The organism is Eikenella corrodens (genome assembly GCF_900187105.1).
Lineage (GTDB): Bacteria > Pseudomonadota > Gammaproteobacteria > Burkholderiales > Neisseriaceae > Eikenella > Eikenella corrodens.
Genome location: NZ_LT906482.1, coordinates 326,584 through 347,913, shown reverse-complemented (window position 1 = coordinate 347,913; position 21,330 = coordinate 326,584). Strand labels below are relative to the sequence as shown.

At 56.2% G+C, this 21,330-nt stretch carries 20 protein-coding genes; 12 read left to right on the top strand and 8 right to left on the bottom strand.

Annotated elements, in window-relative coordinates:
- The first annotated feature begins 19 nt into the window (after window positions 1-19).
- The 3 genes from CKV94_RS01785 (at window position 20) to nfsA (ending at window position 2,095) form a co-directional block, all read left to right on the top strand.
- Window positions 20-427 (top strand): bacteriohemerythrin, encoded by a 408-nt coding sequence (locus CKV94_RS01785; RefSeq protein ID WP_003823408.1) that lies wholly within the window; start codon window positions 20-22, stop codon window positions 425-427.
- A gap of 176 nt (window positions 428-603) precedes the next feature.
- The gene (locus CKV94_RS01780; RefSeq protein ID WP_023886937.1) at window positions 604-1,176 is read left to right on the top strand and encodes a beta-class carbonic anhydrase; all 573 of its coding nucleotides are present in this window, start codon (window positions 604-606) and stop codon (window positions 1,174-1,176) included.
- A gap of 184 nt (window positions 1,177-1,360) precedes the next feature.
- The gene (gene nfsA, locus CKV94_RS01775; protein ID WP_035580200.1) at window positions 1,361-2,095 is read left to right on the top strand and encodes an oxygen-insensitive NADPH nitroreductase; all 735 of its coding nucleotides are present in this window, start codon (window positions 1,361-1,363) and stop codon (window positions 2,093-2,095) included.
- 307 nt (window positions 2,096-2,402) lie between these two features.
- Here the strand turns inward: nfsA and CKV94_RS01770 are convergent, their stop codons facing one another.
- From CKV94_RS01770 to leuE, 4 genes are all read right to left on the bottom strand, one after another.
- Window positions 2,403-2,936 (bottom strand): PqiC family protein, encoded by a 534-nt coding sequence (locus CKV94_RS01770; RefSeq protein ID WP_003823405.1) that lies wholly within the window; start codon window positions 2,934-2,936, stop codon window positions 2,403-2,405.
- The gene (gene pqiB / locus CKV94_RS01765; RefSeq protein ID WP_035580197.1) at window positions 2,936-4,573 is read right to left on the bottom strand and encodes an intermembrane transport protein PqiB; all 1,638 of its coding nucleotides are present in this window, start codon (window positions 4,571-4,573) and stop codon (window positions 2,936-2,938) included. Before pqiB ends, CKV94_RS01770 begins: the two co-directional genes overlap by 1 nt.
- 90 nt (window positions 4,574-4,663) lie before the next feature.
- Window positions 4,664-5,890 (bottom strand): paraquat-inducible protein A, encoded by a 1,227-nt coding sequence (locus CKV94_RS01760; protein WP_080543241.1) that lies wholly within the window; start codon window positions 5,888-5,890, stop codon window positions 4,664-4,666.
- A gap of 546 nt (window positions 5,891-6,436) precedes the next feature.
- Complete coding sequence (gene leuE / locus CKV94_RS01755; protein WP_003823397.1) at window positions 6,437-7,090, bottom strand: leucine efflux protein LeuE; 654 nt, start codon at window positions 7,088-7,090, stop codon at window positions 6,437-6,439.
- Window positions 7,091-7,184: 94 nt separating this feature from the next.
- On the opposite strand from leuE, the gene CKV94_RS01750 reads away from it, so the two are divergent.
- Entirely contained in the window at window positions 7,185-8,108 is a 924-nt protein-coding gene (locus CKV94_RS01750; protein ID WP_003823396.1) for a LysR substrate-binding domain-containing protein, read from the top strand.
- Window positions 8,109-8,163: 55 nt separating this feature from the next.
- The gene (locus CKV94_RS01745) at window positions 8,164-8,694 is read left to right on the top strand and encodes a hypothetical protein (protein ID WP_003823395.1); all 531 of its coding nucleotides are present in this window, start codon (window positions 8,164-8,166) and stop codon (window positions 8,692-8,694) included.
- 102 nt (window positions 8,695-8,796) lie between these two features.
- Here the strand turns inward: CKV94_RS01745 and CKV94_RS01740 are convergent, their stop codons facing one another.
- On the bottom strand, window positions 8,797-9,588 hold the full coding sequence (locus CKV94_RS01740) for an inositol monophosphatase family protein (RefSeq protein ID WP_003823394.1): 792 nt from the start codon (window positions 9,586-9,588) through the stop codon (window positions 8,797-8,799).
- Between the two features lie 211 nt (window positions 9,589-9,799).
- Here CKV94_RS01740 and CKV94_RS01735 point away from each other — a divergent pair, with 211 nt between their 5' ends.
- From CKV94_RS01735 to CKV94_RS01710, 6 genes are all read left to right on the top strand, one after another.
- Window positions 9,800-10,291 (top strand): DUF456 domain-containing protein, encoded by a 492-nt coding sequence (locus tag CKV94_RS01735; RefSeq protein WP_035580192.1) that lies wholly within the window; start codon window positions 9,800-9,802, stop codon window positions 10,289-10,291.
- 281 nt (window positions 10,292-10,572) lie between these two features.
- A complete protein-coding gene (locus CKV94_RS01730) occupies window positions 10,573-10,986 on the top strand; it encodes a PTS sugar transporter subunit IIA (protein WP_003823391.1) in 414 nt (137 codons plus the stop codon).
- Window positions 10,980-11,249, top strand: coding sequence for an HPr family phosphocarrier protein (locus CKV94_RS01725; protein ID WP_003823389.1), 270 nt, complete (start codon window positions 10,980-10,982; stop codon window positions 11,247-11,249). The genes CKV94_RS01730 and CKV94_RS01725 overlap by 7 nt, the downstream gene beginning before the upstream one ends.
- 2 nt (window positions 11,250-11,251) lie before the next feature.
- Entirely contained in the window at window positions 11,252-13,015 is a 1,764-nt protein-coding gene (gene ptsP, locus CKV94_RS01720; protein WP_003823388.1) for a phosphoenolpyruvate--protein phosphotransferase, read from the top strand.
- A gap of 584 nt (window positions 13,016-13,599) precedes the next feature.
- On the top strand, window positions 13,600-16,230 hold the full coding sequence (gene leuS, locus CKV94_RS01715; protein ID WP_003823384.1) for a leucine--tRNA ligase: 2,631 nt from the start codon (window positions 13,600-13,602) through the stop codon (window positions 16,228-16,230).
- Window positions 16,231-16,313: 83 nt separating this feature from the next.
- Window positions 16,314-16,703, top strand: coding sequence for a hypothetical protein (locus CKV94_RS01710; RefSeq protein WP_003823383.1), 390 nt, complete (start codon window positions 16,314-16,316; stop codon window positions 16,701-16,703).
- A 62-nt stretch (window positions 16,704-16,765) separates the two neighbouring features.
- On the opposite strand, the gene CKV94_RS01705 is transcribed toward CKV94_RS01710, so the two are convergent.
- A complete protein-coding gene (locus CKV94_RS01705; protein WP_003823382.1) occupies window positions 16,766-16,978 on the bottom strand; it encodes a hypothetical protein in 213 nt (70 codons plus the stop codon).
- Between the two features lie 11 nt (window positions 16,979-16,989).
- On the bottom strand, window positions 16,990-17,586 hold the full coding sequence (locus tag CKV94_RS01700) for a C40 family peptidase (RefSeq protein WP_003823380.1): 597 nt from the start codon (window positions 17,584-17,586) through the stop codon (window positions 16,990-16,992).
- A 166-nt stretch (window positions 17,587-17,752) separates the two neighbouring features.
- On the opposite strand from CKV94_RS01700, the gene CKV94_RS01695 reads away from it, so the two are divergent.
- Window positions 17,753-19,420, top strand: coding sequence for an ABC1 kinase family protein (locus CKV94_RS01695; RefSeq protein WP_035580190.1), 1,668 nt, complete (start codon window positions 17,753-17,755; stop codon window positions 19,418-19,420).
- Between the two features lie 262 nt (window positions 19,421-19,682).
- Here the strand turns inward: CKV94_RS01695 and CKV94_RS01690 are convergent, their stop codons facing one another.
- Window positions 19,683-21,056: an L-serine ammonia-lyase gene (locus CKV94_RS01690; protein WP_003823377.1), complete on the bottom strand. Its 1,374-nt coding sequence runs from the start codon at window positions 21,054-21,056 to the stop codon at window positions 19,683-19,685.
- Window positions 21,057-21,330: the final 274 nt, after the last annotated feature.

The following is a 21,330-nucleotide window of genomic DNA, read 5'->3' as shown; positions in this document are numbered from 1 at the left end:
ACTTGATGAGGGATACGCTATGCCTTTTGTATACTGGACTTCCGATTTGGATACTGGATTCGACGATATCGATGCACAACACAAGCAGCTAGTTGATTATATTAATAAACTGTATGATGCTAGAGAAGCTAACGATAAAGAAGCTGTCGAGCAGGAATTCCAACACCTGATTGACTACACCGTAGAACACTTCAGCTACGAAGAAATGATGCTGGAAGAGGCGCAATACCGCCTCGTAGAGCAGCACAGAAAAGTGCATCAGAACTTTGTAAACCGAATGACTACCCTGCAAGCCCGTTATCACAACGGCGATGCTGAAGCTTTAAATGAAGTAATCGATTTGTGCGAAGGCTGGCTGTTCCGTCATATCCGCATTAATGATCACGGCTACATCGACAGCGTGAAAGCATCTGGTATCCGTTCTTAATTCGAGCAGATTTTGCCTCTACAGGCTACCTGAAACTATTTTCAGGTAGCCTGTTTGTATGTATGGAGTAGATTCCAACAGAATGCAGAAATGATTTGCCGCGCTGGTATATAATGAACCTTATTGATTTCTGCATCAATTTGCGGCTCCACCCACAACTATCGAAGGAAACTTTCATGAATCTACTCAATGAAATAATTGATCACAACAAGCGCTTCGTTGAAAGCGGCAAATACGTAGAATTTTTTAGCGATAAATATCCTGAAAAGAAACTGGCCATCCTGTCCTGCATGGATACGCGCATTCTTGAGCTGCTGTATGCCGCCTTGGGCTTGAAAAACGGCGATGCCAAAGTGATCCGCAATGCTGGCGCGGTAGTGCTGCACCCCTGGGGCTCGGTCATGCGCAGCCTCTTGGTGGGCGTGTTTGATTTGCATGTGGAAGAAATCATGGTGGTGGCACACCACGACTGCGGCATGTGTGGCTTTTCCCCTGAACGCCTGCTGAACAAAGCCCGGGCTGCCGGCATCCCAGAAGCCAATATCAACACCTTGCGCCATGCCGGTATTGACTTGGACGGCTGGCTCACCGGCTTCGATAATGCCGATGACAGCGTGCGCCATACCGTGAATCTCATCAAACAACACCCGCTGATGCCCGCGCACATTGCCGTACATGGTTTGGTGATCCATCCCACCACCGGCAAGCTCACCGTGGTGGTGGACGGCAATAAAAAAACTGCTGAGTAAACCTGGTTTCAGCTAACAGCTTGCGCCTTGTATCCAGCGCTTCAGTTTTCAGGTAGCCTTACGTTTAATGGGCTACCTGAAAACCTTTGGCATAAACGTTCATATTAGACAGCCGGGTAGGTGGCTCAACCATCTCGCCATTTCAATTTTCAGGTAGCCTTTCCACCGCTGATACAGGATTCCCATGCCCACCCAATTCAACTCCCAACCCGTACTGACCACTGCGCTGGCTCATCGCTCTATCCGCAAATTCACTGCCGAGCCCGTTGCGCCGGAGCAGCTTGCCGCTGTGCTCGAGGCTGGTCACGCCGCTTCTTCGTCCAGCTTCATGCAGTGCATCCATATCATCCGCGTTACCGACCCTGCCGTGCGCGAGCAGCTGTATCAAATTGCCGCCCAACAAGAATATGTCCATCTTGCGCCGGAATTCCTCGTGTTCTGCATCGACTACACCAAACACCGCCACCTTGTGCCCAACATCCAAACCGACTATACCGAAGCCCTGCTGCTTGGCGCTGTGGATGCCGGCATTACCGCGCAAAATGTTTTGCTGGCTGCCGAATCGCTCGGCCTGGGCGGCGTGTATATCGGCTCCCTGCGCAACGATATTGCCTCTGCCGCCGAAGCCCTCGGCCTGCCCGATACTGCTGTGCCGCTGTTCGGCCTCTGCCTCGGCCACCCCGCACAAGACCCGCTGCACCGCCCACGCCTGCCGCTTGACGCCATCGTGAGCGAAAACCGCTACCGCGAATGCGGCAGCGATACTCTTGATGCCTACAACCGCGAACTGGCCGCCTACTATCAGGCCCGCAGCGGGCTGGATTTGGACTGGCGCGGCCAAATTGCCCGTACCCTGGCCCAACCCTTGCGCCCGCATATCCTGCCTTTTCTGCAGGCACGCGGTTTTGCCAAAAAATGAGGACAGGCTACCTGAAAACGCAAATGTGCAGGTTTGCTCCTAGCTGGCGGCAAGTTGCAGACAGTGCGGGGGAAGGGTAGGGCGAGCTTAGGCCGCATAAAGTGAAGAGTTGTCGTGTGAATGGAAACAAGCATGCCACGGCGTTGGCTCGTCTGGCGATCAGTATTACCGACTGCGCCTTGCCGCCTTGCTCCATGCTCGTTTTCATCCGCGATAGCGACAAGCTGTGATGCATCTATGCTGCCTGCCCTAAAAAAGGCTACCTGAAAATTTCAGGTAGCCTTTGTTGATGCCTGCGGCGGGATATTTAGTGCCCGCCCACGGTATCGGCAGCGCGGTTGAGGCCTTGGGACAGGGATTCCACCATGGCGGGGTAGCCGTCGCCTTGCTGCGGGGTTTGGATGTTGAACGGGGTGGTTCGGCCGTTTGGCCATTGGGCATAGCCGCTCACGAGGGTGTGGCCTTGGAAGCTGCCTTGGAATTGCTCGATGTAAATCTTGAGCACGGGCAGGCCGTTGCCGCGGCCGTAGGGCACGAAGCGGGCGCTGCCGCGTCGGTTGAGCCGGTTGCTGAAGGCAGCGGCAAGGCTTTGATCCAGTGGGGCGGCCCATAGGTGGTGGCGGGCGAAGTTGAGGCGGTGGGCGTCGGTTTGGTAAACGAGGCCGCCTTGACCGAGCGGCTCGGCCAGGATGATTTGCACGGCGGTTTGGCCGCTGCTTTGGCCGGCAGGCGGCACGAAGGCGCTGTCGGGCAGGCTGAAATACTGGGTGGCGGGGGTAGAGGCGCAGGCGGCCAGCAGCAGGGCTGTGGTGGCGGCGGACAGTTTGGCAAACAAGGACATCAGCGGCTTCCTTTCGGGGTGGGGTCGGTGGCGGAAGAGTTGAAAATCAGGGCGTTGGGCTGCTCTTTGAGGGTGTTGAGCACGGGCGCGGCCTGCTGCAGGGTACGGTCGATGCTGCGCAGGGTTTTCTGCACATCGCCATATACGGGCGATTGCGGGGATACGCCCTGCAGGGTGGTGCGCAGTTCGGCCAGGGTACGGTTGAGCTCGCCGGGCAGTTGTTGGGTTTGCGGCTGGCCGAGCAGGCGGTTGGCTTGGGCGAGCGTGCCTTTCAGCTCGGTCAGGCTGCCGTTGAGTTCGCGCACGGTTTTATCCAGCGGCAGGCGGTTGAATTTGTCGAGCAGGGTGGATATTTGCTGTTGCAAATCGCCCAGGCTGCCGCCGTTACGGCTGGCGATCACAGTATTGCCCTGATAGTTGGCGGCAGGTTTGAGCACGCTTTGGCCGGGGGCTTCGGAAAGTTCGACAAATAGGGAGCCGGTGAGCAGATTGTTGCTGGATAGGGTGGCGCTGAGGCCTTTATTGAGAGCACGGTTGATTTGGTCGGCCCAGGCTTCTTTGCTTTGGCTGTCGGCGTTGATTTCGAGGCGGGAGGGGTCGATGCGGATGCGCACGGGAATCCAGCCGTTGTCGAACAGGTTGAGGCTGTCATTGCGGCTGAAATAGGGCACGTCGGTTACCGTGCCGATGGGGATGCCTTTGTATTCTACGGGCGCACCGGCGGCCAGACCGCGCACGCTTTGTTTGAAGAAGACCACGTAATACAGCGAGCGCGCGTCGGCCTGGTTGTCCACGTCGGCACGGCTGTCGTAGAGAGGGAAGAGGGTGTTGTTGCCCACCTGGCTACCTTTGTCGCCGCTGGGTGGGTCGTCGAAGGCTATGGCACCGGAAATCAGGGCGGGCAGGGAAGGGGTATCCACTTTGAGGCCGCTGCCGCCGAGCTCGATTTTGAGGCCGCTGTGCAGCCAGAAGCGCACGTTGCTGCCGATGAGTTTGTCGTTGGGGTTGCCGATGAAGATTTGGTAGTCGGTGGTTTTGGATGCGGGATCGAATTTCGCGCTCTCCACGATGCCCACCACGATGTCGCGGTACATCACCGGGCTGCCGCTGCTAAGAATTTTGCCGCTGCCGCCTTTTAAGCGCAACCGCAGGCCGCCTTGGGCGAAGGCAGACACGGGTGGCACATCGGCCACGGTGAATTCGCGTGCTTCTTCCGGGCTTTTCCCGGGCATCAGGGCGATATACGAGCCGGACACGAGCGTGCTCAAGCCGGTGATGCCGCTTTGATCCACGCGCGGTTTCACCATCCAAAATTGGCTGTCTTTGCGAACCATGTCTTTCGCTTCGCCGGTGAGCTGGGCGGTGAGCGCCACGCCTTCCTGGCCGGGGCGCAGGTGGATGGCGGTAACGCGGCCCACATCTACATCCAACACCTTAATCACGGTGTTGTTCACTTCAATGCCCTCGGCATTGCTCATATACAGCGTGACTTCCGGGCCGGTGTTGCGGATGTGGTCGAACAGCAGCCAGCCGCCGGTGAAGAGGGCAATGAGCGGAATCAGCCAAACCATAAAGGAAAAACTGCGGTTGCGGCGGATTTTTGCCTGTGATTCGCGTGTGGAAGAAGGTTTATTCATTGTGCGATGTTGAGTTTTATGGAAGAGGTTTTCGGGTAGCCTATGCTGCGTTGGGGCTACCTGAAAATGGTTCGGGCAGCCTTAATGGTTTCAGGTAGCCTTTGTGTTGCGCTGGGCAGCTTTGTCCCACATCAGGCGCGGGTCGAAAAAATGTGCCGACAGCATGGTGAGCAGCACCACCAAGCAGAAATACAGCGCCGCCGGCCCGGGTACTACCCGCGCCATGTGCGTGCGGAAAGTTGACATTAGCATGATGATGACGAAAATATCGATCATCGACCAGCGTCCGATGGATTCCGTAATCAAATACAGCTTGGCAAGCTTCTGCGGCGCCATCTTGGTGCCGAACTTCGCCGCATACAGCAGCACGCCCATGGCGATGATCTTCAGCCACGGCACCATAATGCTCGCACTGAAAATAATCATGGCGATGTAGTGGTCGCCGTCGCGCCACATAAACTGAATGCCGCTGAAAATCGTGCTGCGTTCGATAACGGTGGGGTTGGACGACACCATAATCGTCATCAGATTGGCCGGCAGTAGCAAAATCACAGAAGTAATCAGCAGCGCCAAGCTCAAGCTTAGGCTGTTTGGCCGCCGCTTATGCAGCCCTGAGCCGCAAATTTCGCATTCGGTTTCGTGTGCCGGGCGTTCAAACAAACACTTGCCGCAAAACACCGAGCCGCCCTCGGGCCGCACCAAATCCTTATCTCCGCGCAGCCGCCGGATTTGGTAATACACCCAATGCTCCGGCACGGAAAGCGCAGTGCGGATAAGCAGCACGGACAGCACAAACATCAAATAAAACGCCGGCCCAAAATGCACTTCCGCCACTTTGCCCAGCTTGATATAGGCCACCAGCGTGGAAATAAAAAACACATCCACCATCATCCAGCCGCGCAGCCGCACCAACCAGCGCGTGGCGCCCAGCACACCGGGCGGCGGTTTGCCCCACAGCAGCCCGCCATACACATACAAACACAACAGGCAGAAGAAAAACGGCGCGCCGAAGGTGAGCACAAACATCACCTCGGCTAAAAAGCCGGATTTTTGCAAAATCAGCACCTTCATCATTTCCGGCATGGTAAGCGGCACCTCTAAGCCCAACACCGTCACATGCATATACAGCCCGGAAAACACCACCGCCAGCATAATCAGCGAGGCCAAGGCCAGCGCCGGCGGCAGCAGAAACGGGTTGGCTTCCACCCGCGCCAATGGATGGCCGCAGCGCGGGCAAAACGCTGCTTTCCCCGGCTTGAGCGGCGGCAGGCGCAGCTCAAGCCCGCAGGAATGGCAGGAAATATAGTGTGCCGGCATTACTGCCTTCGGCTGATATGGCCGGTAGCGGCGCGCGCGGCGCAAGCGGGTGGCGAATTTCAAAAGGAAACCGGAAGATAATGAAAAATGGCGATTATAGCCTAAAGCGGATTGGCAGCAATAGCTTAGGGGCTGTTGACAACTGCTGGTTTCCGCGTCTTTTTACCCCAAAGGCGGCATCTTCCGCGTTGGAAATCCTCGCAAGGTGTCCAACCTTGCTGCGGTTTCCGCCTTAAATCTGCCGCCTTTGGGGCAAAAATCTGCTTGGAAAAGTAGCTGTCAGCAAACCCTAGCAGGTTTTCAGGTAGCCTTGGCTGGGGAGAAGGCTACCTGAAAAATAATCGGTATTGGAAAAAAGAGTTGGGCAGATAGTGTTCAGGTAGCCTCTTTGTGTAAAAGACAGGCTACCTGAAAATTGCAGAAGCGGTATCTGCTGCCCGCAAAAAAAAGGCTACCTGAAAAATTGTGGCTGTTGCGGATAGGAGTTTGGTGCGGAGTGCGGCCAATTATTTTCAGGTAGCCTAAAGCAGCAATTGAGGGTTGAGTTTAGACGATGGCGGTGGCCAGCCACAGTTTGGCTGCGAAGAAGATAAACAGGGCACCGGCACCGCTTTTACCGAACGCAGCCACACGGCTGTATTTGGTGCCCACACGGCCGACTGAGTTCGCCATCAGAATCAGCGTGCCCATGCACAGCAGGCTGCACAGCTGGAAGGTGCCGCCCAAGAGCAGGAAGCTCAGGTGCGGGTGTTCGTAGCGGATATCGACAAACTGCACCATGATGGCGGGGAAAAACAGCAGGCTTTGCGGATTGAGCAAGGAAATGGTGAGGGATTTGCGGAACACTTGCAGCAGGGTGCCTTCAGCAGTATGGCCTTCGGCTTTGGCAGCGGCAGCATGATGCAATTTGAGCCAGCCTTCACGCAGCAGCATGATGCCCAAATAGGCCAAGTATGCGCCGCCGGCCAGTTGCAGCGCGTTAAATAAAGAAGGATAGGTTTGCAGCAGGGCGCTGGCGCCGAAAGTGGAAGCCACAATCAACACGCCGTTGCCGACAAAGATGCCGGCGAAGGCGCTCCAACCCGTTTTGGTGCCGTATTGCCCGGCCACTGATAAGCAGTAAATCATATTCGGCCCGGGCAGCAACACCAGCAGCAACACGGCGAGCAAATAAGCAGAAAAATTAATAATACCGAACATTTACATACTCCCAAATACTCAGGTAGCCATACTATACAACCGGTTTCTTGATATATAAAATACTGCTTAAGGAAGCCTGTGATAGGGAAAGCAGATGATAAATTTCCGCCTCATTCGCCATTTGTGGATGTTTCTTGCCGTGGCCGAAGAAGAACATTTCGGGCGTGCCGCCGAGCGGCTGAATATGTCGCAGCCGCCGCTCACCGAACACATTAAACAGCTTGAACAGGCCTTGGGTATGGTGCTGTTTGAACGCTCGCGGCGCGGCACCAAACTCACCGCCGCCGGTTATTCCATCCTGCCTGCCGTGCGCAAATTTGTCGAGCAGATGCAGCGGCTGCAAACCACCGTGCAGGAAATCGCCGCCGGCCACAGCGGCATTCTGCATATTGGCGCGATTACCGTGGCGCTGTTGGAAGTGGTGCCGCCGCTCATCGAACACATCCACCGGCACTATCCCACGCTCACTGTGCGGGTGCGCGAAATCGACAGCGGCGACGCCGAGCCGTTGCTGCAGGCGGGCGACATCGACCTCGCCTTCGCCCGCCTGGAAATCCCATGGGACAGCACCATCCGCCTGCACACTCTGCGCCGCGAGCCGCTGGCCGTGGTGTTGCCGAAAAGCCATCCCTTTGCCGAGCGCGAGTCGATAGATTTAAAAGACCTGGCTTGCGAAGGCTTTGTGATGTTTGAGCGCGCAGTCAGCCCCGATTCTTTCGACGCCCTGCTCGCCGCCTGCCAACGCGCCGGCTTTGTGCCCAATATCCTGCACGAAGTGCGCTCCATCGCCTTACAGGTAGCCTTTGCCGGTTGCGAGCAGGGCGTGGCACTGGTGCCCGTGTCTTCCGAGCGCTACCTGCCCGATAACGCCGTGCTGCGGCCGCTGAACGACGATATCCAAATTACCAGCGTGACTCTGGCCTGGCATGAGGGGCAGCACGACCCGCTGTTGGAGAATGTGCTGGATTTGGTGCGAGGGTATTTCGGTGGTGTAGCAGAAAGAGTGGAGGCTACCTGAAAGTGGTGGCGCACCAAGTTTCAGGTAGCCTGTGAACTGAATAGGAAGAAGCAAAATGGCTTGGTTTGAACCGAATGAATGGGAGCCGTGGAATAAGTTGGCATTGGTGGTGGCGGTGTTGCTGGGATCTCTTTTGCTGCTTACCCGGCCGCTGGTTTGGAAGGCAGATGCTTCGTGGCTGGGCATCATTGTGTTTGTGCCGCTGGCGGTGTGCTGCGTGCGTTGGCTGCTGCGCTGGCCGGCGAGCGGAGGGCAGGGCGGTGCGGGTGCGGATAATAAGTTTAAATCTAAGATGTTGCGCGTGATGTGGGGCGTGTTGCTGGCTTGCGTGATGACGCGGGTGGCAGTAAACGGCATTGTGCTGGCCACATTGCTGCCGATGCCGCCAGTTTTAGTGCAAGCCCGGTTGTTGGAAACACGGGGAAGCCGAAGTGGGTTCAATACGTGGGTGCTGGAGCTGGAGAACGGTACGCAGTTTGATGTGGAATACGGTTTTTTGCGGAATGCGCCGCAGGAGATGATCGGGCAGACGGTGCGGGTGAAAGTGCGGGAGAATCGGCTGGGGTATTATGTGGAGGCTGAGTAAGCATGGGGATGGGAAATGGGAAAAGGCTACCTGAAAACATAGCGCGTGTTTGAATTTCGTTGACGCTGTGCTTTCAGGTAGCCTTTATGCCGTGCGGGCGTATCAGGCAGCCAAATGTGGGGCGATGGTTTGCAGCATTTGTGCCAGCACTTTGGGTGGGGCGGCCACGATGTCGCCGCTTTCGAGCCAGCCTTCGTTACCGCGCATATCGGTTACGATGCCGCCCGCTTCCTGTACGATCAATGCGCCGGCGGCGATGTCCCAGGGTTTGAGGTTGAATTCGAAGAAGCCGTCGAAGCGGCCGCAGGCCACGGCGCACAGGTCGAGCGAGGCGGCACCTTCGCGGCGGGCGCCGGCGGTTTTGGCGAGAAAGTCGCGCAGGATATTCAGGTAGCGTTCCATCATGCTTTGATCGACCACGGGGAAGCCGGTGCCGATCAGGCAGCGGTTGAGCTCGATGCGGCTGGATACGCGGATGCGGCGGTCGTTGAGCAAGGCGCCTTCGCCGCGTGAGGCGAGGTAGAGGTCGTTGCGTTCGGGGGCATACACGAGGGCTTCCTGCAATACGCCTTTATGCAGCAGAGCCATGCTGATGGCGTATTGGGGGTGGCCGTGCAGGTAGTTGGTGGTGCCGTCGAGTGGGTCGATAATCCATTCGTATTCGGCTTTTTCAGGGCCGCTGCTGCCGCCTTCTTCGGCGGTGATTTTGTGCTGGGGATAGGCTTCCTGCAGGATTTCGCGGATGGTTTCCTCGGCAGTGCGGTCTATGTCGGAAACGAAATCGTTGAAAGCTTTACTGTCGATTTTCACGGCGGGCAGGTTGTTGGCGGCACGCAGCATCATGTCGCCGGCGCGGCGGGCGGCTTTGACAGCGGTGTTGAGGACGGGATTCATATTTCTCCGATTTGGGTGGTGGGGGCAGGCTGCCGCTGGCAGGCTACCTGAAAATGGAAAGGCTGTGCAGAAATGGCAGCCGATGTTTGGGGCGGCATTATACCTTGGGCGGCAGATGGGCAAAAGCGCCCGGGCTTTAAATCGGTAGCGGCGGCCTTATTTGATTGGCATGCGGGAATTTGCCTGCCTTGTTTGATAAAGGAATTTAATGATGACGACTTTGCTGATTATTTTGGCGCTGGTGTTGCTGCTGGCGGGTTTGGCGGGCTCGATACACCCGCTGCTGCCGGGGATGCCGCTGATGTTTGCGGGCACTTGGCTCTTGGCCTACAGCCAGGATTACGAGGTAATCGGCACCACGGCGCTGACGGTGTTGGGGCTGATTATGGCGCTGGCCTGGACGCTGGATTATGTGGCGGGGCTGTTGGGGGCGAAGTTTACCGGGGCGAGCAAACAGGCGCTGTGGGGCTCGCTGGCAGGCGGTGTTGTCGGGCTGTTTTTTGCGCTGCCGGGCATGGTGCTGGGCCCGCTGGTTGGCGCGGCAGTGGGGGAATTTGCGGCACAACGCAGTTTGTGGGCCGCCGGCAAGGTGGGCTTGGGTACACTCTTGGGCTTTGTGGCAGGCGTGGTGGCGAAGTTGGGCTGTGCGCTGGTGGTGCTGTTTAGCATTTTCGGGCTGTATGTGTATTATTGGTTGAGTTAGAGTTTTCAGGTAGCCTGTTGCCAAGCAGAGGCTACCTGAAATTTTGTTATTGTCTAAGGGCTGGCTAAAACCGTTTAACACGGTGATTTCTGGCGGCTGTCGCCTCCTAATTTATCGCAAGGCTTGCCGCATCTGCTTGCTGCCTGCCTGTTGCCAAAGGCTACCTGAAAACGGAAAATGCCCGATTAAACACTTTCAGGTAGCCCCCAGCCTGTTTAGCGTTACCCATTTAACCGGCTCAAGGCTACCTGAAAAAAATTTTGCAATGGAATGAGAAACACATGATTGGTTTGATGATTATCACGCATGAAACGCTGGGCGAGTCGTACACCAAGCTGGCCCGGCATTTTTTCGGGCAGATGCCGGCGCATTTGGCGATTGTGGGCGTGAACCCGGATGACGATGTGGATGCGGCCGCCGCACGAGCCCAAGCAGCAGCGGAGAGTTTGGCGTTTGCCGACGGCATTTTGCTTTTGGCCGATGTGTTTGGCGCCACGCCGTGCAATATCGGCCGCCGGTTACTGTCGCACCACCGCATGGTGATGCTCACCGGGCTGAATGCGCCGATGATGGTGAAGGCGGTACAGGAGGCGGAAAAGGCCGATGATTTGCTGGCGCTGGCCGAATCGGTGCGCCAATCGGCCTTGGCGGGGATTATGCTGTTGCTGCCGGAAGAGGAGCAGGGCGTATGCTGAAACAGGAAGTGGAGATTATCAATAAACTGGGACTGCACGCGCGTGCGTCGAGCAAGTTTACGCAAACCGCAGGCGCGTTTGCGGCGGAAGTACGGGTGTGCCGCAACGGCAGGTGCGTAAACGGCAAAAGCATCATGGGCTTGATGATGCTGGCGGCAGCCAAGGGCTCGGTGATTGAAATTGAAACCGAAGGCGCCGACGAACAGGCGGCCATGCAGGCGCTGGTGGCTTTAATCAACAATTATTTTGACGAAGGCGAATAAATATGAGCGTGGTGTTGCACGGATTTGCAGCAGGCGGCGGGATTGCCATCGGGCGGGCACATTTGGTGGTGCGCGGCATGGAGGAAGTGCCGCAGCTGGATTTGGCGCCGGAAGAAATTGATGCGGAAGCCGAACGTTTCGATGCCGCCATCAAGGCCACGCGCCGCCAACTGGAGCAGCTGCGCAGCGCCATTCCGGAAAATGCGCCAACCGAATTGGGCGCGTTTATTTCGTTGCACCTGATGCTTTTGACCGACGTTACGCTTTCCCGCGAGCCGATTGATATTTTGCGTGCGCAGGCCATCAATGCCGAATGGGCGCTGAAGCTGCAAACTGACAAGCTAGCCGAGCAGTTTGATGCGATTGAAGATGAATACCTGCGCGAACGCAAGCAGGATATGCTTCAGGTAGCCGAGCGGATTTACCAAAACCTGATGGGGCAGAACACCGATTTCATGCCCGAAGAAGGCGAGTTAGACGACGACATCATCCTGATTGCCCACGATTTGTCGCCTGCCGACGCAGTATATTTTAAAGAACACCATATTGCCGGCTTCGCCACCGATGCCGGCGGCCCCACCAGCCACACCGCCATTTTGGGGCGCAGTCTGGATATTCCTTCCGTGATCGGGCTCTACAACGCACGCGAACTCATCAGCCAAGACGACTGGATTATCGTGGACGGCATCAGCGGCGTGCTGATTATCAACCCCGACGATTTAATCCTCAGCGAATACCGCAAGCGCGACCGCGTATACCGCAGCCAACGCCGCCTGCTCAACAAGCTCAAAGACATCACCGCCACCACCAAAGACGGCGTAGACATCGAGCTGTTGGCCAATATCGAATCCGCACAGGATGTGCGACTGATGCACCGCCTCTCTGCCGACGGCGTAGGGTTGTTTCGCAGTGAATTCCTGTTTCTCAACCGCGATAACCTGCCCGATGAAGACGAGCAATACCGCGTGTATGCCGGCATTGTGAAAAAGCTCAAAGGCAAACCGCTTACCGTGCGTACCGTAGATTTAGGCGTGGACAAAAACCCGCGCTGGTTCGGCGAGGGCCACGCGCTCAATCCCGCACTGGGTATGACCGGTATCCGTTTATGCTTGGCCGAGCCGACGATGTTCCGCACCCAAATGCGCGCAATTTTGCGTGCAGCGGCACACGGGCCGGTGAAAATCATGTGGCCGATGATTACTTCGGTGGACGAAGTGAGACAGTGTATCAATCATTTGGCCGTTGCCCGTAAGCAGCTGGACGAACGTGACACAGAATATGGTGAAGTGCAGGTGGGCGCGATGATTGAAATCCCCTCCGCCGCGCTCACAGTGGGCCATATCCTGCAACACCTCGATTTCATCTCAGTTGGCACCAACGATTTGATTCAATACACCTTGTCGGTAGACCGCGGCGACGATAGCGTGAGCTATCTCTATCAGCCCGCCCATCCGGCTGTGTTAAAACTGTTGCACCATATTTTCAGCACCGCCAAACGCATGGGCAAGCCGGTGTCGGTATGCGGCGAGATGGCCGGTGATTTACATTTCACCCGCCTGCTGCTCGGCTTGGGCTTGCGTCGCTTCTCTATGAATGCCAGCAATCTTTTGGCTGTAAAGAATGTGATCATTCAAAGCCATGCCAGTGAGCTGGCGGCACAGGTGAAAAAGCTGCTGCGCCTAAGCGATCCAGAGAGGGTGCGGCAAGCCGTTAAAAAGATGAATACAGCAGATGATGACAAAAATGCAACACTTGAAATTGCATAACATTGCACGGCATTGCCAGGTAGATAGTGAAGAAGTGTTAAAAAATACTGTTTAAATACCGATATTAATCTTAATTAAAGTAAACACTCGTTTTGTTGGCAAATTGTGTTTTTATGCAATTTTATCGCAGCAGATTGCCGTGTTTGGGTAAATAACGACAATAAGTGGCGACAAGGTGAAAAGTGTTCTATATAATGCGCCGCATCTGTGCTGCTTCTTGGTAGGCAGCATGGATAGTAAGTAGACGTTTTCCCGCAAGTTGGCCATCAATACTTCCTCCCTTGGTATTGATGGCTTTTTTTTGTGCGGGCTTGATGGAAGAATCATTTATATCAGCCAACCAAAGCGCTGGGATCAGTTTATTCAGGCTGGTGCTTTCGGGTAGCCTCTGCCCACGGAGAAATGTGGCCAGCTTATTTCAATCTGTATACTTGTCAGAATCACTAAATTGCCCCGGGCAGCTGTTTCAAGCAACAGCTGCCCGATTGTTTTTTCTACTACTAATCCTGTTTGGCGTAGCCCCCGCTGCTGGCTTATAATTCGCAGCTTTCCAATCTATCCGAAATCATCGGCAAAACCTCATCATGCAAGAACACTACCAACCCTCTCTCACCGAGCCCGCCGCCCGCGAAAAATGGGAGGCACACCGCGTTTTCAACGTTCAAGAAGACAGTAGTAAACCCAAATTCTACTGCCTCTCCATGTTTCCCTATCCCAGCGGCAAGCTGCACATGGGGCATGTGCGCAACTACACCATCGGCGACGTGCGCAGCCGCTTCAAAAAGATGCAGGGGTTCAACGTGTTGCAGCCGATGGGTTGGGACGCGTTCGGCATGCCCGCCGAAAACGCGGCGATTAACCACCAGGTCGCGCCGTCCAAATGGACGTATGAAAACATTGCCTATATGCGCAAGCAGTTGCAGAGCCTCGGCTTTGCGCTGGATTGGGAGCGCGAAATCGCCACCTGCCGCCCCGAATACTACCGCTGGGAGCAGCTTCTGTTTACCAAGCTGTTTGAAAAAGGCATTGTGTACAAGAAGTTGGGCACGGTGAACTGGGACCCGGTCGACCAAACCGTGCTGGCGAACGAGCAGGTGATTGACGGGCGCGGCTGGCGTTCCGGCGCGCTGGTGGAAAAGCGCGAAATCCCGATGTACTACTTCAAAATCACCGATTATGCCGAGCAGCTGCTGGCGGATTTGGACGGCTTGGACTGGCCGGAGCAGGTGAAAACCATGCAGCGCAACTGGATTGGCAAATCGCGCGGCATGACCGTGCGTTTTCAGGTAGCCGCCGACAGCCGCGAAGGGCTGCCTGAAAGCCACCGCGAGTTTGTGCAGGTGTACACCACCCGCCCCGACACGCTGATGGGCGCGACGTATGTGGCCGTGGCCGCCGAGCATCCGCTGGCCGCCGCCGTAGCCGAAAAGCAGCCTGCACTGCAAGCGTTTATTACCGAATGCAAGGCCGGCAGCGTGGCGGAAGCCGACATGGCGACCATGGAGAAAAAAGGCATGCCCACCGGCCGCTTCGTCATCAATCCGCTCAACGGCGAGCGGCTGGAAGTGTGGGTGGCGAACTATGTGCTGTGGGGCTACGGCGACGGCGCGGTGATGGCCGTGCCCGCACATGACGAGCGCGATTTTGCCTTTGCCAAACAATACCATCTGCCGATGAAACAAGTGATTAGTGTGGATGACCAGCCATTTGACACAGAAAACTGGCAAGATTGGTATGCCGACAAAGAAAATGGCGTACTGGTGAACAGCGGCGATTTGGACGGTTTAAATTTCCAAGGAGCCTTCGATGCCATCGCCGACAAGTTGCAGGCTGCTTCTGCGGGCGAGCCGAAAACGCAATACCGCCTGCGCGACTGGGGCATTTCGCGCCAACGCTATTGGGGCTGCCCCGTGCCGATTATCCATTGCGATACCTGCGGCGATGTGCCCGTGCCGGAGCAAGATTTGCCCGTTGTGCTGCCTGAAAATGTCGTGCCCGACGGCGCAGGTTCGCCGCTGGCCAAAATGCCCGAATTTTACGAAACCACCTGTCCAAAATGCGGCGGCGCGGCCAAGCGCGAAACCGACACCATGGACACGTTTGTCGAATCGAGCTGGTACCAGTTCCGCTATATGTCGCCGCGCGACGACGCGCACATGGTTGCGCCCGAAGCCGCCGCGTATTGGGGGCAGGCCGACCAATATATCGGCGGTATCGAACACGCCATTCTGCACCTGCTGTATGCCCGCTTCTTCACCAAACTGATGAATGATGAAGGCATCGTGTCCGTGCGCGAGCCGTTCAAACAACTGCTTACGCAGGGCATGGTGCTGGCGGCGACGTATTACCGCGAAAGCGCGGACGGCAAAAAAACCTGGTTCAACCCCGCAGAAGTGCGCGTGCAGACCGACGACAAAGGCCGCCTCGTGTCCGCCGTGCTGGAAGCGGACGGGCAGCCCGTGGTCATCGGCGGCGTGGAAAAAATGTCCAAATCCAAAAACAACGGCGTGGATCCGCAAGAGCTCATCGAAGCCTATGGTGCGGACACCGCCCGCCTGTTTATGATGTTCGCCAGCCCGCCCGAACAGTCGCTGGAATGGTCGGATGCAGGCGTGGAAGGCGCGCACCGCTTCCTGCGCCGCCTGTGGCGCACCGTGTACGAATTCGTGCAAAACGGCGGCAGCGGCGCGAGCAAGTTTTCAGGTAGCCAGGAAGCCCTGTCGGGCAGCCTGAAAGACCTACGCTTCAAGCTGCACAGCACCATCGCCAAAGTAACGGACGATTACGACCGCCGCCAGCAGTTCAACACCGCCATCGCCGCCGTGATGGAGCTGCTGAACCAATACGATAAAACCGACACCTCCGGCGAACACGGCCAAGCCGTCGCCCGCGAAGTGCTGGAAGCAGTTGTCCTGCTGCTGTCGCCCATCGTGCCGCACATCTGCGAAACCCTGTGGGGCGAACTGGCCGGCGGCAACCTGTGGCAGCAAAGCTGGCCTGCCGTGGACAACGCCGCACTGGTGCAGACCGAGATAGAAATTAGGGTGCAGGTGAACGGCAAGTTGCGCGACAAAATCCAAATCGCCGCCGATGCGGACGAAGCCGCTGTGAAAGCCGCCGCCCTCGCCACCGCCGGCGCGCAGAAGTTTATGGAAGGCAAAGCGCCGAAGAAAATCATCGTGGTGCCGAAACGGCTGGTGAATATCGTGGTGTAAGGCCGTTTGGCTGAATAAAGGCTACCTGAAAACCAATTTGGCTTTTTCAGGTAGCCTTAAATATAGTAATCAAGGAGTGAGCTATGTTTAGAAAAATTCTAACCTTATCCATCCTGTTTCCCTCCTTGGCCGTGGCTCAACCGCCTATCCAGGATTGTCGAGCTTTTCTGTTGGATATGAGTGCGTTGGGTTTTCGCGCCGGAGTATGCCGGAAAAATGTTGAGCAGCTGGAAGTAATCCGTTTGCGGGAAAGGCAGCAGGAGTGTTCAGCTATCTCGGCCGATCCAACATTACAAGTAGAAATTAGGGCGCTGCATCTGACCATGCACGATGAATTCATTAATGAAGTGGTAACACAGGATGCGCTTGAGGCAGCCTTGGCCGGCAAACAGATAGATGCTAGCCAAACGGAGTTCTGTAAGGCATACGACAAGCAGCTAGAGGAGATGGCACGGCATTATTTGCAACCGTGAGCAACAAAAGGCTACCTGAAATTTTCAGGTAGCCTTTTCTTAATCGGCAGATGCGGTTTGCATCAGTTATATGGGTTGTGCACGCTGCGCACCAAATCTTGCAGGAATTCGCGCACTTGTTTTTCGCTGCAGCCCATTAGTAGGGCGTCTTCGAAAGTGTCTTGCGCAAGCTGATAGAGCTCTTGCATGTTTTCCTGCATCACTTTCACTTTTTCGGTGCACGATACGATGCTGCCATCGTCGCTGTGCCATTTGGGCATGGTGGGCATATTCATGATGCAGGCCTTTAGCGGGTGAAGCGGGTGGAGCGGTCTACCCGGCGGGCGGTGATGTAGCGGTTTTTCCAGTAGGTGCCGTTCATGCTGGTGATTTCGATGTCGCGGCCGGTGCGTGGGGCGTGGATGAAGCGGTCATTGCCGATATACATGCCAACGTGGGAAACACGGCCGCCGCCGCCGAAAAATACCATATCTCCGGGCTTGAGGTTGGCACGGTCTACCTGCTGGCCTACGGTGGCCATCTCGGCGGAAGTGCGCGGCAGGGTAATGCCCATGCTGCGTTTGAAGATATATTGCATGAAGCCGCTGCAATCGAGGCCTTGGGTGGGAGAGTTGCCACCGAAGCGGTAGGAGAGGCCGATGAGGCTCATGGCATTCATGATGAGGTCGCCGGCTTCGTCTTGGCTGCCTGAGGAGGAGCGGCTGCCGGAAGATGAAGACTGTCGGCTGGATGCGGGGGCATTGTTGCTGTGGCTGGTGCGTTCGCGGATCAGGCGCTCGAGTGCGTCGTTATCCAATCCTTCCGGGGCGGCGTATGCGGCGGGAGCGAGGCCGAAAGCAAGGGCGACCAGGGCGCAGAGGGTTGCTTGTTTTATCCACTTCATCAATCTGAAACTTTCTTGTTTTGCCCATGTTATAGCATAGTGCGGTAAGGCGCGGCAATGTGTTTGGCCGGGCAGTGTGCAATAGGGGCAGTTTGTGCGCACCGGTGGGCGCGTATGTTATGCTGTGTATCTGTTTGTGCGGACACTGGTTCCGCAAGGGGGCTGTATGGTTAGATCTGCCATGCCCGCTTTGGGCGACATCAATCGTTTGCGTCAAATCGTGGCCACGCTGGCGCGGCACGGTTTGGGCGGTTTTCTCAGCCGGATTAAGCTGAACCGGGCTTCTTGGCTCGGCGGCTCAGCCGCGCAGGAAGATGCTGGTGATTCGAGCACGGCGCATCGTTTCCGGCTGGCGTTTGAGGAGCTGGGGCCAACCTTTATCAAGCTCGGCCAGATTTTGGCCACCCGGGTTGATATTTTTAGCGCCGAATGGATTGAGGAATTCGAGCATCTGCAAAGCAGTGCGAATCCTTTGCCTTTCGAGGCGATTCTCTCCCTGCTCACCGAGCAGCTGGGCTGCCCGCCGGAGCAGGTGTTCCGGCACATCGACAGCGAGCCTTTGGGCAGCGCCTCCATCGCGCAGGTGCACCGCGCGGTGCTGCTCGACGGCAGCGAGGTGGCGGTAAAGGTGCGCCGACCGGATATCGAACCGCTCATCCGGGCGGATTTGCGTATTCTAACCCATCTGGCGCAGCTCACCGAATCGGAAATGCCGGAAACCCGCCGCTATCAGCCGGTGCAGATGGTGCAGTATTTTGCCAAAAGCCTGGCCAGGGAAACCGATTTGCTGGCCGAAATGCGCCATTTGCAGCGGTTTGCCGCGCTGTATGCCGGGCATCCGGCGGTACATATTCCCAAGGTCTATCCCGAATACAGCAACCGGCAGGTGCTGGTGCAGGAATACGTGGCTGCCACCCTGCTGAAAGATACCGACATCGAATTGCTGGGCGCAGAAGAGCGGCATATTCTGGCTTGCCGCATCACCGACGTGCTGCTCGATATGATACTGGGGCAGGGCCTGTTTCATGCCGATCCACACCCGGGCAACATCTTTGTCTATCCCGATTTGCGCATCGGCCTGATCGACTTCGGCATGACAGGCTACCTGAATCCGGTGCGTCGGCAGGAAATCAATGCGCTGATTGAAGCCCTTATCCACCGCGACCCGTTTGCCGTGCAATATATTCTGAGCAACTGGGCACAGGGCGATGTTCCCGATGAGGATCTGCTCGGCGCCGATGTGATGGAAATGCTGCTCGACTACGAACACACCGCCGTGCGCGATTTGCGCGTCAGCCAGGTGATCAACGATTTAACCCGCATCATGCGCGAGCACGAGCTGGTCTTGCCGGGCGATTTGGTGATGCTGTTCAAAGCCCTGCTCACCCTCGAAGGCGTGGTGAAAAGGCTGGACGGCAGCTTCCAACTGCTGGAGCACGCCAAACCGATTGTGCAGAAAGTTATCCGTCAGCGCCTTTCGCCGCAGCAGCTTTGGCGCAGAAGCCGCACGCAAAGCCGTATGCTGGGGCAGATGCTGGGCGATTTGCCCAAAAACCTGCTGCGTCTCAACCGCAATCTGCAAAGCGGCCGGTTAAACGTAAACCTGGATTTGAAACGCCTCGATACCCTGAACCGGCACTTGGAATATAGCGCCAACCGGCTGACCATGGGCATGGTAACGGCGGCTCTGATTATCGGCTCGTCCATCCTGCTCAGCAGCAATATCGGCCCGAAGCTGTTCGGCCTCTCGTTTCTGGGTTTTCTTGGCTATCTCTTGGCCTTTGCCAACAGCCTGTGGATTATCTGGTCTATCTGGCGTTCGGGCAAACATTAAAACAAAACTTTTCAAGCGCGTAAAAAAGTGTATGGTAAAGGATGGCGGCAGTTGGGAGAAAACGGGTAACAGGCAAACCGTTAATATCGTATAGCTAAAGCGTTTCATTCCCGCTGGAGTAGGCGCGCTTTGCAAGTGGCTTTATTGTTTGTCGCTTGGCAGGGAGAATAATTGTTTTGGCTGTGGCTGCAATCAGAAGGCTACCTGAAAAATCATTTTCAGGTAGCCTTCTCGTCTCTGCGGCACTAAACAGCATTAAGTCTCAACACATCACATGCACCACATGCGTGGCCAAGCCGCCGGTGGAGGTTTCGCGGTATTTCGGGTTCATATCTTTGCCGGTTTCATACATGGTTTTGATTACTTCATCCAGTGACACTATGGGATCGGTGGTGCGTTGTAGCGCCATGCGTGAGGCATTGATGGCCTTGATGGAGGAAATGGCGTTGCGCTCGATGCACGGCACCTGCACTTGTCCGCCCACCGGGTCGCAAGTGAGGCCGAGATGGTGCTCCATGGCGATTTCGGCGGCAATACATACTTGTTCGACAGTGCCGCCTTGAATCTCGGTCAGCCCGGCAGCGGCCATGGAGCAGGCCACGCCCACTTCGCCCTGGCAGCCTACTTCCGCACCGGAAATGGAGGCATTCATTTTATACAGGCTGCCGATGGCGCTGGCCGTGATTAAATAACGCAGGATGTGTTCGTCATCGGCTTTGAAAATAAAGTGGTCGTAGTAGGCCAACACGGTGGGCACGATACCGCAGGCGCCGTTGGTGGGCGCGGTAACCACCCGTCCGCCCGCCGCATTTTCTTCGTTGACGGCGAAGGCCACCATATTTACCCAGTCCACCGCAGCCATCGGGTCTCTCTCGTTTAACCCATTCTTTTCAAATTGTTTGCGTGAAAGCGGCGCACGCCGTGGTATTCGCATGGGACCCGGCAGTACGCCTTCGGCGTGCAGGCCACGCTGAATGCAATCGCTCATGGTCTGCCACACGGCACGCACATAGTCGCGCACTTCCTGCTCCGGCCGCAGGGCGCATTCGTTGCGGAACATCAATTCGGAGAGGGAGAGATTATGTTCGTTGCACTGACGGATGAGGTCATCTGCATTGGTGTATGGATAGGGCACGTTGACGGGGGCAGATTGCTTGCCGCTGTCGGCAAACTGTTTTTCGGTTACCACAAAACCGCCGCCGATGGAGTAAAACACTTCTTGCATCGCCAACTCATCGCCGACATAGGCTTCCAGGCGCATGCCATTTTCGTGCAGTGGCAGGAATGAAGAATGGAACACGAAATCGTGTTCGTAGTCGAATGGAGTTTCGTGGCCGCCAATGTCGGTGAGGGTTTTGCTGCTCAATACTTGCGCAATGAATTTTGGGAAAGCGGTGGTGTCCACCGTATCCGGCTCGTAGCCCGCCAAGCCGCCAATGATGGCATGGTCTGTGCCGTGGCCTTTGCCGGTAAATGAGAGCGAGCCGTACACATGGGCGCTGAAGCGGGTAATCTTATCCAGCAGTCCCTGTTCGATAAGCTGTTGGCGGAACAGCACACCGGCACGCATCGGCCCCACGGTATGCGAACTGGACGGACCGATACCGATTTTGAACATGTCGAAAATACTGATCATTTTTTCCACCCCTTTAATTCATAGTGAGCCAACCAGAATCAGAACAAGGCGGCCGGCTGCAAATAATACATATACACAGCATGGGGAGCCAATACCTTACTGATTTGAAGTTAATCCACTATAGTTATTCAACTTTTCGTATCCATCAATATCTTACCAAATCTGCCTGTGGCAGCATAGGGTGTACCGCTGTGTGCCGAGCAGCGCGAATGCAGTTTTCCCTTGAATAATGCTGGACAAGTTGCCGCTACCTAGGCAAAATGCGCACATTGCC